This window comes from Kineococcus sp. TRM81007, from assembly GCF_022669155.1.
Taxonomy (GTDB): Bacteria; Actinomycetota; Actinomycetes; order Actinomycetales; family Kineococcaceae; genus Kineococcus.
Window position 1 is genome coordinate 65879 of record NZ_JALBVB010000060.1, and the last position, 9643, is coordinate 75521.

Below are 9643 nucleotides of genomic sequence, written 5' to 3' on the forward strand. Positions count from 1 at the left end.
CGGTGCTGCTGGTGGCGCGCGGCCGGCGCGACGCGGACGCGGCGTGGGAGGACTACGCGGTGCCGTCGCGCTGGCCGTCGTGGTCGCCGCAGATCACCGGGGTGGACTGCTCCGCCACGCGCATCGCGGCGGGCGTCACCGGCACCGTGCACGCACCCCTGGGGGCGCGGGTGCCGTTCGAGGTCACCGTCGTCGACGAGGCGTCGCGCACCTGGCGCTGGCGGGTCGGCGCCGGCCCGCTGACCGGTGATCTGGAGCACCGCGTGCTCGCGGTGCCCGGCGGCAGCCTGACGGAGCTGCGACTGTCCCCCGCGCTGCTGGGAGCGCCGTACGCGCCGCTGGCGTGGATCGCCCTGCGCCGCCTCGTCAGCGGGGACGCGTCTGCCACAGCGCCACCGCGCTGGCCGCGGCGACGTTGAGGCTGTCCACCCGCTCGTCCATCGGGATGCGCACGGCCACGTCCGCGCCGGCGAGCGCCCGGCGGCTGAGCCCGTCGCCCTCGGTGCCCAGCAGCAGCGCGAGGCGCTCCGGCGCGCGGAACTCCCCCAGCTCCACCGAATCGTCGGCCAGCGCCAGGGCCGCCACGGTGAAACCGTTGCCGCGCAGCAGGTCCAGGTCCCCGGGCCAGGTGGTGGCGCGCGCCCACGGCAGGTGCAGGACGGTGCCCATGGACACCCGCACGCTGCGGCGGTAGAGCGGGTCGGCGCAGCGGGGGCTGACGAGCACGCCGTCGACGCCGAACGCGGCGGCGGAACGGAAGAGGGCGCCGACGTTGGTGTGGTCCACGACGTCCTCGAGGACGAGGAGGCGGCGCGGTCCGGGGCCGAGCGCGGCCAGCAGGTCCGCGGTGGTGCGCTGCGGCGGGCGGTGCATCGAGGCGATGGCGCCGCGGTGCAGGTCCACGCCGGTCAGCCGTTCGAACGCCGCTGCGGGGGCGAGCAGGACGGGGGCGTCCTCCGGCAGGACGTCGGCGAGCTCGTCGGCGCGCGCGGGGCTGAGCAGGAACGAGCGGGGCCGGTGCCCGGCGGCCAGGGCGCGCCGGACCACCTCGACGCCCTCGGCGAGGAAGAGGCCCTCGGCGGGTTCGCGGCGAGCACGCAGCTGCACGTCCTTCAGGGACGTGTAGTCGCGCAGCAGGTCCGCGTACGCCGGGTCGGTGAGGTCGTCGAGCTCGATCCGCGGCACGCCGGGACGCTACCGGACCCCCTCACCCGGGGTCGCCGGGCGAGGGGGTGGCGGGCTCACAGGCGGAAGCGGCCGACCAGGGTGCGCAGCTGGCCGGTGACGCCGGCGATCTCGTCGGCGGCGGCGCGCGTGGAGGCGACGGAGCGGTCGGTGGCGTCGGTAGCCGCGGACACGCCGTCGACACCGGCGCCGATGCGGTCGGTGCTGCCGGACGCCTCGGCGATGGAGCGCGCCATCTCGGAGGTGGTGGCGGTCTGCTCCTCCACCGCCGAGGCGATGGTGGTCTGCAGGTCGTTGATGCGCGCGATGACCTCGGTGATGGAGGAGATGGCGCTGACCGCGCCGGAGGTGTCCGCCTGGATGGTGCCCACCCGGCGGCCGATGTCCTCGGTGGCGCGGGCGGTCTGGAGGGCGAGCTCCTTGACCTCGCCGGCGACGACGGCGAAGCCCTTGCCCATCTCGCCGGCGCGAGCGGCCTCGATGGTGGCGTTCAGGGCCAGCAGGTTCGTCTGCTCGGCGATCGCGGTGATGACCTTCACCACGTCGCCGATCTCCGCGGAGGACTCCCCGAGCCGGGCCACGGTGGCGGTGGTCGCCTCGGCGGCCTCGACGGCCTGGGCGGCGACACCGGTGGCCTCGGCGGCCGAGGCGGAGATCTCGCGGATCGCCGAGCCCATCTCGTCCGAGCCGGCGGCGACGGCGTGCAGGTTCGCGGTGACGGTGCCGATGTCGGCGCTGACGGTGCGGACCGCGACGGCGGCGCGCTCGGAGGCGGCGCTGGACTCCCCCGAGGCGGCGGCGAGCTGCTCGGAGCTGCGGGCCAGGGTCTCCGCCCCGGAGGCGACCGAGGCGATCTCCCCGCGCAGCCGCTCCACGGCGCGGTCGAGCGCGGCGGCCGTGCGGCCGAGCTCGTCGCCGCGCTCGATGCCGGAGGTGACGGTCAGGTCCCCGGCGTCCAGGGCCTGCGCGACCCGCGCCAGGGCCGCGGCGTCGGTGCGGACGCGGCGCACCACGACGGCGGTGACGGCGCCGGAGGCGGCGAGGCCGGCGAGCAGCAGGGCGAGCGTGGTCAGGACGGCGCTCTCGGCGCGGTCGGTGCTGGCGGCGACGGCTGCCTCCACCGCGGCGGCGGTGCTCTCCTGCAGCGCGGCCACGTCGGCGTCGAAGGCGGCGGAAGCGGCGGTGTACGCCTCGTTCGCGGCCTGCCGGCTCGCGGCGTCCGGGGCGCCGAGGACCTTCGCCCCCTGCTCCTGCATGATCGCCATCTGCCGGGCGAGGTGGTCGGCGACCTCGGCGTCGCGGCCGGTGGCGAGCTGCTGCAGGCGCTCCACGGAGTCGATGCGCTGCTGGGTGCCGGCCTGCAGCGCGGCGGCGCTGGCCTGACCGCCGGGCACGTACTGCACCACCAGGGTGAGGGCGGTGGCGCGCGCGCTGCTGAGGGCGACCTCCTCGGTGACCTCCTGCAGCGCCAGCGCGTGCCCCTTCAGCTCGCGCAGGTCGTCGGCCTGCTGCTCGCTGGTAACGGCACCGGTGACCCCGAGCACCGCGGCGACGAGGGCCAGGCAACCGGCCGAGCCGACGATGCGCGTCGTCAGGGACGCCGTGCGGGGGGTGCGCTGTGCGCTCATGGGGTGTCGCTCTCCTCGTCGGCCGTCGGGGCCCGACGAGGCCCCGCCCCTCCCTATCGACCGCGCGGGGGCGGAGCTTGAGCGTCGGCTCAGCGGCCGTCGCGGGCGAGCGCCGGGCGCGCGGCGGCACGGGCACCGGTGGTGCGCTCGGCGCCGTCAAGGTCGAGGACCTCGTGCAGCAGCCCGGTGGTGGCCTCCGGCAGCGCCCGGTCCAGGTCCACGACGGGGGCGGGGTGGGCCAGCAGGAAGCCCTGCGCGGCGTCGCAGCCCATGCGCCGCAGGGCTCCGAGCTGCTCGGGGGTCTCCACGCCCTCGGCGATGACGCCGACGCCCATGCTGCGGGCCATGCCGATGATCCCGGCGACGACGGCCTCGTCCTGGCGGCGGTGGCCGAGGCCGGCGATGAAGTGCCGGTCCACCTTCACGTGGTCGACCGGCATGGTCTGCAGGTGCGACAGGGAGGAGACGCCGCGGCCGAAGTCGTCGACGCCGATGCGCACGCCCATCATGCGCAGCGCGTGCAGGGTGCTGAAGCCGGCGTTGGCGTCGGCGACGAGCAGCTCCTCGCTGACCTCCACGAGCAGGGCGTTGCCGGCGGCGCCGGGCGGCTGCTCGACGGCGACGGCGTCCAGCAGCTGACCGCCCGCGAGCTGGCGGGGGGAGACGTTGACGGAGACGGTGAAGGTGGAGTCCTCGCCCTCGCGGGCGTACCAGTCGCGCAGGGTGCGCCACGCCTCGCGCAGCACCCACTGCCCGATGGGGACGATGAGCCCGGTGCGCTCGGCGAGGGGGATGAAGTCGCCGGGGTGCAGCAGGCCGCGGCGCGGGTGCTGCCAGCGCAGCAGCGCCTCCACGCCCTGCACGTGCCCGTCGGTGAGGTCCACGATCGGCTGGTAGTGCAGCCGCAGCTGGCCCTGCTCGACGGCGAGGGCGAGGTCCACCTCGGTCTGGGAGGCGTCCACGGCCTGGGCCTGCATGCGCTCGTCGAACAGCTCCGAGCGGGCCTTGCCGCCCTCCTTGGCGCGGTAGAGGGCGGCGTCGGCGCGGCGCAGCAGGCTGGGGGCGTCGCCCTCCTCGCGGGCGAGGGCGATGCCCACGCTGGGGGTGATGCTCAGGTGCCGGTCGGTGCCGACGGTGACGGGCCGGTCGGCGATGGAGGACACGACGCGCTCGGCGATGCGGCTGGCGGTCAGGTCGTCGGCGAGGTCCTCGCACAGCACGGCGAACTCGTCGCCGCCGAAGCGGGCGACGGTGTCCTCCGGGCGCACGGCGGCGCGCAGCCGGTGGGCGACCTCGACGAGGACGGCGTCGCCGGCGGCGTGGCCGTGGGTGTCGTTGACGCTCTTGAAGCCGTCCAGGTCCAGGTAGAGCACTGCGCAGCCGCGCGTGCCGCGCCGGGCGAGGGCGTGCTGGAGCCGGTCGGTGAACAGCTGCCGGTTGCCCAGGTCGGTGAGCGGGTCGTGCAGCGCCTGGCGCAGGGCGGCTTCCAGCCGCTCCTGGCGCTCGCGGCCGTCCTGGTCGACGCGGTGGGCGGACTGCACGGCCAGCAGCAGGAGCAGCAGGGCGCTGACGACGCCGCCGGCGAGGGCGGCGAGCAGCGTCGCGAGGCTGGGCGGGCCGTCGAGGAGGCGCTGGGCGAGGGCGACGACGCCGACGACGACCAGCGGGGAGGTCAGGGCCCAGGGCACGACGCGGGCGCGCACGTCGTCGCCCGCCCGGGAACGCGCGGACCACGGCCACTGCACCACGGCCTGCCCTCCCCTCCTGCCGGCGTCGCACCGGCACCGCTGAGCTCCGCTCCGGTGCGGTGCTGGTCACCGGTACGCCGAAGCCTCGCGTGTCACTGCTGTCCGTGACAAGGGCACCACGCTACGGGAGGGGCAGCACCTCAGCAGCCCCAGGCGTCACCCGATCGGGTGCGTCGCGGCCGCTCCGATCGGCTCACCGCTCGGGGGAACCGTCAGGCGGCGCCGCGGCGCAGGTGGCCCGGCACGACGGGCCCGGTACCGGTCTCGGCGGCGGCGCCCTCGACGGCGTGCCGGGTGGGGGCGGCGGCCGCCTCCCGCAAGCTGCGGGCGAGCGCCGCCGCCCGGTGCGCCGCGCGCAGGGCGGCCCCGGTGAGCAGGGCCCCGCCCGCCACGAGCGCCCCGGCGCCGGGCCCGGCGTGGGCGAACACCGCGAGGGAGGCGATGAGGCCACCGGCGGGCACGGCGGTGGCCAGCACCGGCTGCAGGTGCAGCACGCGCGGTGCGGCGGGCCCTGCGGGGAACTCCTGCGGGCCGGGTGCGGCTGCTGCGGCCGGCACCGGTCGCGGGTCGAAGTGCGCTGCGCTCACGGGGGACGTCCCTCCAGACTCGCGAGGCGTCACCCCGGAGCGGGGGACGCCGTTCCAGTCTGGGACGGGCATCACGCACAGCGGCGTTGATTGAACGCGCAGTCACCCGCGTGGCGGCCCACCACCGCCCGGACGGCCCACCCCCGCGGTGGCGGGGCGGTCAGCCAGCAGCGGTCACCCGGCGGCGGTCGTCGGCGCCCCGGGTGGTGAGCCGGGCCGCGTCGAGGGCCTCCAGCAGCGGCAGCGCCACCCGGCGCGAGGTGCCCAGCGCCTTGCGGGCCTCGCCGGCCGTGAACGGCTGCGGCAGGGCGGCGAGTTCCCGCGCGGCGAGGCGCAGCGCCCCCGGCGCCAGCACGACCCCCTCGGTGACGCGCTCCAGGCGCCCGGCGCGCACCGCGGCGGCCAGCTCGCTGCGGCCCAGGCCCAGCTCCCGCAGCCGCTCGGCGTCGGGCGCAGCGAACGGCCGGGCGGCCAGGTCGGCCACCACCGCCGCCACCGCCCGCTCCACCCGCGGCGGCAGCTGCTCCGCCGCCGCCCCGGCGACGACGCGACCGTCGGCGACCCGCAGCGGCGGGCGCACCGCGGCCTGGACCAGGGCCCGGTCCGGCAGGGACAGGGCGCGGCGGGCCTCCTCCAGCGGCAACCCCGGGTGGAGGGGGGCGGCGGCGTCGTGCTCGGCCACCAGCGCGGCCAGGCGCTCACCGGTCCGCTCCAGCAGCCCGGGCGCCACGTGCCAGCCCCCGGCCACCGGGGAGGTGCGCACGTCCACGCCCATCGCGCGCAGGTCGGCGCCGCGCACGACGCGGCGGCGGCGCAGCTCGGAGGCCTCGTCGGGCTCGCCGTGCAGGTCGCGCAGCTCGGCGGTGCGCGCGGCGGCCGCACCGCGCCGGCGCAGCGGCGGCGGGCGCACGTCGAGGACGACGGCCGGGCCGAGGACGAGGTGGCGGGCGGGGTCGCGCAGCAGCAGCCGGTCGCCGAGCACCAGCGGCAGCGGGGCCGCCAGCCGCAGCCGCACCAGCGCGTCGGCGCCGTCCACGCCGAGGGGACGGGGCCGGGCGGGCACCGCCGCGGAGCCGGCGTGCACGACGAGCTGGGCGGGCAGCTCCGCCACGCCGGGGCAGCGCACGTCGAGCACGTCGGTGCGCACCGACCACCCGGGGGTGACGAGCGCGTCGCCGCGGGCGACGTCGGCGCGGTCCAGCCCGCGCAGGTTCACGGCCACGCGCGCGACGCCGCTCGCGGCCGCAACGTCGCGCTCCAGGCTCTGCAGGCCGCGCACCCGCGCGCTGCGCGCACCGGCGGCGGTGACCAGGTCGAGCTCGTCGCCGCTGCGCAGCGTGCCGGCGCCGAGGGTGCCGGTGACGACGGTGCCGGCGCCGCGGACCGTGAAGGCGCGGTCCACCCACAGGCGCACCGGCCCGTCCGCGCGCGGTGCGGGCACGGACGCCAGCACCTGCGCCAGGGCGCGGCGCACGTCGTCCAGGCCGGCCCCGGTGACGACGCTGCACGCCACCGCGGGCACCCCGGCCAGGCTGGTGCCGGCGAGCTCGGCGCGGGCGGCGGCCGTCGCGGGCGCCGGGTCGGCGAGGTCGGCGCGGGTGACCACGAGCAGGCCGTGCCGCACGCCGAGGGCGTCCAGGGCGGCCAGGTGCTCGGCGGACTGGGGCATCCACCCGCCGTCGGCGGCCACCACGAGCACCGCCACCGGCACCGGCCCGGCACCCGCGAGCATCGTCGGCACGAAGGAGGCGTGCCCGGGCACGTCGACGAACGCGACCGTGCCGGAACCGGGCAGGTCGGCCCACGCGAAGCCGAGGTCGATGGTCAGCCCGCGGCGCTTCTCCTCCGCGAGCCGGTCCGGGTCGGTGCCGGTCAGGGCGCGCACGAGGCTGGACTTGCCGTGGTCGACGTGCCCGGCGGTGGCGACGACGTGCACCTCAGGCACCCGCCCCGCCCGCCGCGGCCACGCGCAGCACGGCGCCGGCGACCTCGGCGTCGGCGGACGCGTCCACGCACCGCAGGTCCAGCAGCAGCCGGCCGCGCTCGACGCGGCCCACCACGGGTGGCTCCCCCACCCGCAGCGGCAGCGCGAGCGCCTCGTCCAGCGCGACGGCCGCGGAGGGCAGCTCCACGCCGGGCGCCCCGCCGCCGCCGACGACGGCCGCGGCGTCGACGACGTCCGCGGCCACCCCCCGCCCGCGCAGCGTCGCGGCCAGTGCCGCGCACCGCTCTCGCAGCCCGGCGGGGTCGGCGCGCAGGGCGTCGCGGGTGGGGTTGGCGGCGGTGCGCACGGTGGCCTCCAGCGCGGCGAGGGTGAGCTTGTCCACGCGCAGCGCCCGCGCCAGGGGGTGCCGGCGCAGCCGTTCGACGAGGTCGGCGCGTCCCAGCAGCAGCCCGGCCTGCGGGCCGCCGAGGAGCTTGTCGCCGCTGGCGGTGACGAGGTCGGCGCCGGCGGTCAGCGCGGTGGTGGCGTCCGGCTCGTCGGGCAGCAGCGGCTCGGGGCGCAGCAGGCCGGAGCCGATGTCGGCGACGACGGGCACACCGAGGCCGGTGAGCTCACCGGCCTCGACGCCGGAGGTGAACCCGGTGACGACGAAGTTGGACGGGTGGACCTTCAGGACCATCCCGGTGCCCGGGCCGACGGCCGCGGCGTAGTCGGCGAGGGTGGTGCGGTTGGTGGTGCCGACCTCCCGCAGCCGCGCACCGGTGGACACCAGCAGGTCCGGCAACCGGAACCCGTCGCCGATCTCGACCATCTCCCCGCGGCTGACGACGACCTCGCGGCCGGCGGCGAGCGCGGTGGCGGCCAGCACGAGGGCGGCGGCGCCGTTGTTGACGACGTGGACGTCACCGGCGGCGGGCACCGCCTCGCGCAGCGCCGCCAGCGCACCGCGCCCGCGGCGGGCGCGGCGGCCGGTGGTCAGGTCCAGCTCCACGTCCGTGGCGCCGGAGGCGGTGACGACGGCGTCGACGGCCTCGGGGGCGAGCTGGGCGCGGCCGAGGTTGGTGTGCAGGACGGTGCCGGTGCAGTTCAGGACCCGGCGCACGCTCGAGGGGGCCGGCAGGGCGGCCAGCACCGCGGGCACCACGTCAGCGGGGGCGACCTCACCGGCACGCACCCCGCCCTGCACCTCGCGCACGGCCGCCTTGACGGCATCGCGCCCGCGCGCCGCGATCGCGGCGGCCAGCTCGGGTGCGGCCAGGACGGCGTCGGTGCGGGGCACGGCGCGGCGCGGGTCGCGCGGGGCCCGGGTGGGGTCTGGCACGGTCGCCGAACCTACCCCGGGGGCCCGACGAGCACCCGGGCACGCGCTGGCGGAGGCGGATGGGAATCGAACCCACCTGACCGAGGTGCTCGGTCACGTCGGTGTTGAAGACCGCGGGGGCCACCAGGCACCCGTACGCCTCCCTGCAGCGTGCGGGGGTCAGCCTGCCACACCGTCGGTGCGGGCCTACGGTGAGCGCCGTGACGACCACGGACCTCCCGGCGACGGTGCGCCTGACGCAGTACGCCCACGGCGGCGGATGCGCGTGCAAGATCCCCCCCGGGGAGCTGGAGGAGATGGTGGCGGACCTGGCGCCGCCACCGGGAGAGGACCTGGTGGTGGGGGTGGGCGACGACGCCGCCGTCGTGCGGGTGCGCGGCGGGCTCGCGGTGATCGCGACGGCGGACTTCTTCACCCCCGTGGTGGACGACGCCTACACGTTCGGGCGGATCGCTGCGACGAACGCGCTGTCCGACGTGTACGCGATGGGCGGCACGCCGCTGGTGGCGGTGAACCTGCTCGGCTGGCCGCGCGAGGTGCTGCCGCCCGAGCTGGCGCGCGAGGTGCTGCGCGGCGGCGCCGACGCGGCCGCGGCGGCCGGCTGCCACCTGGGCGGTGGGCACAGCATCGACGACCCCGAACCGAAGTACGGGATGGCCGTGACCGGCACGGGCGACCCGGAGCGCCTGCTGCGCAACGACGCGGCGGTGGCGGGCGTGCCGATCACGCTGACGAAGCCGCTGGGCCTGGGGGTGCTGAACAACCGGCACAAGAGCACCGGGGAGGTGTTCGAGGAGGCGGTCGCGGTCATGACGACGCTGAACGCGGCCTCGTCGCAGGCCGCCCTGGCGGCGGGGGCGCGCTGCGCCACCGACGTGACGGGGTTCGGGCTGCTGGGGCACCTGCACGAGATCGCCCGCGCCAGCGGTGTCACCGCGGTCGTGGACGCCGCGGCGGTGCCGTACGTGGACGGGGCCCGCGAGTCGCTGGCGGCCGGGTTCGTGCCCGGCGGCAGCCGCCGGAACCTGGAGTGGGTGCGCCCGACGCTGGACGCGGACGGCGTGGACGAGGACGAGCTGGTGCTGCTGGCGGACGCGCAGACCTCCGGGGGTCTGCTCGTGGCGGGCGAGGTGCCCGGCTACCCGGTCGTCGGCGAGTTCACGCCCGCCCGGGGCGGCGTCACGGTCGCCGTCCGCTGACCCCTCGATCACGCCCCCGACCCCGCGGTG

At 77.9% G+C, this 9643-nt stretch carries 8 protein-coding genes and 1 tRNA gene; 2 read left to right on the top strand and 7 right to left on the bottom strand.

The annotated features are described in order from the left end of the window. Positions 1-2 precede the first annotated feature (2 nt). Positions 3-419, top strand: a complete 417-nt coding sequence (locus MN205_RS19460; protein ID WP_242130098.1) for an SRPBCC family protein — start codon at positions 3-5, stop codon at positions 417-419. Here MN205_RS19460 and MN205_RS19465 read toward each other — a convergent pair. The 7 genes from MN205_RS19465 to MN205_RS19495 form a co-directional block, all read right to left on the bottom strand. Beyond that, positions 367-1185, bottom strand: coding sequence for an RNA methyltransferase (locus MN205_RS19465; protein WP_242130099.1), 819 nt, complete (start codon positions 1183-1185; stop codon positions 367-369). The genes MN205_RS19460 and MN205_RS19465 overlap by 53 nt on opposite strands. 56 nt (positions 1186-1241) lie before the next feature. Then, positions 1242-2813 (bottom strand): methyl-accepting chemotaxis protein, encoded by a 1572-nt coding sequence (locus MN205_RS19470; protein ID WP_242130100.1) that lies wholly within the window; start codon positions 2811-2813, stop codon positions 1242-1244. Positions 2814-2902: 89 nt separating this feature from the next. Then, on the bottom strand, positions 2903-4561 hold the full coding sequence (locus tag MN205_RS19475; protein ID WP_242130101.1) for an EAL domain-containing protein: 1659 nt from the start codon (positions 4559-4561) through the stop codon (positions 2903-2905). A gap of 212 nt (positions 4562-4773) precedes the next feature. Continuing rightward, positions 4774-5148, bottom strand: coding sequence for a hypothetical protein (locus MN205_RS19480; RefSeq protein ID WP_242130102.1), 375 nt, complete (start codon positions 5146-5148; stop codon positions 4774-4776). A 160-nt stretch (positions 5149-5308) separates the two neighbouring features. Then, complete coding sequence (gene selB / locus MN205_RS22190) at positions 5309-7084, bottom strand: selenocysteine-specific translation elongation factor (RefSeq protein ID WP_374115994.1); 1776 nt, start codon at positions 7082-7084, stop codon at positions 5309-5311. A gap of 1 nt (position 7085) precedes the next feature. Beyond that, positions 7086-8414 carry an L-seryl-tRNA(Sec) selenium transferase gene (gene selA, locus MN205_RS19490; protein WP_242130104.1) on the bottom strand — a complete coding sequence of 443 codons (1329 nt, stop codon included), beginning with the start codon at positions 8412-8414 and terminating at the stop codon, positions 7086-7088. Between the two features lie 47 nt (positions 8415-8461). Then, positions 8462-8557, bottom strand: a tRNA-Sec gene (locus MN205_RS19495). A gap of 57 nt (positions 8558-8614) precedes the next feature. On the opposite strand from MN205_RS19495, the gene selD reads away from it, so the two are divergent. After that, a complete protein-coding gene (gene selD, locus MN205_RS19500; protein ID WP_242130106.1) occupies positions 8615-9613 on the top strand; it encodes a selenide, water dikinase SelD in 999 nt (332 codons plus the stop codon). Positions 9614-9643 lie beyond the last annotated feature (30 nt).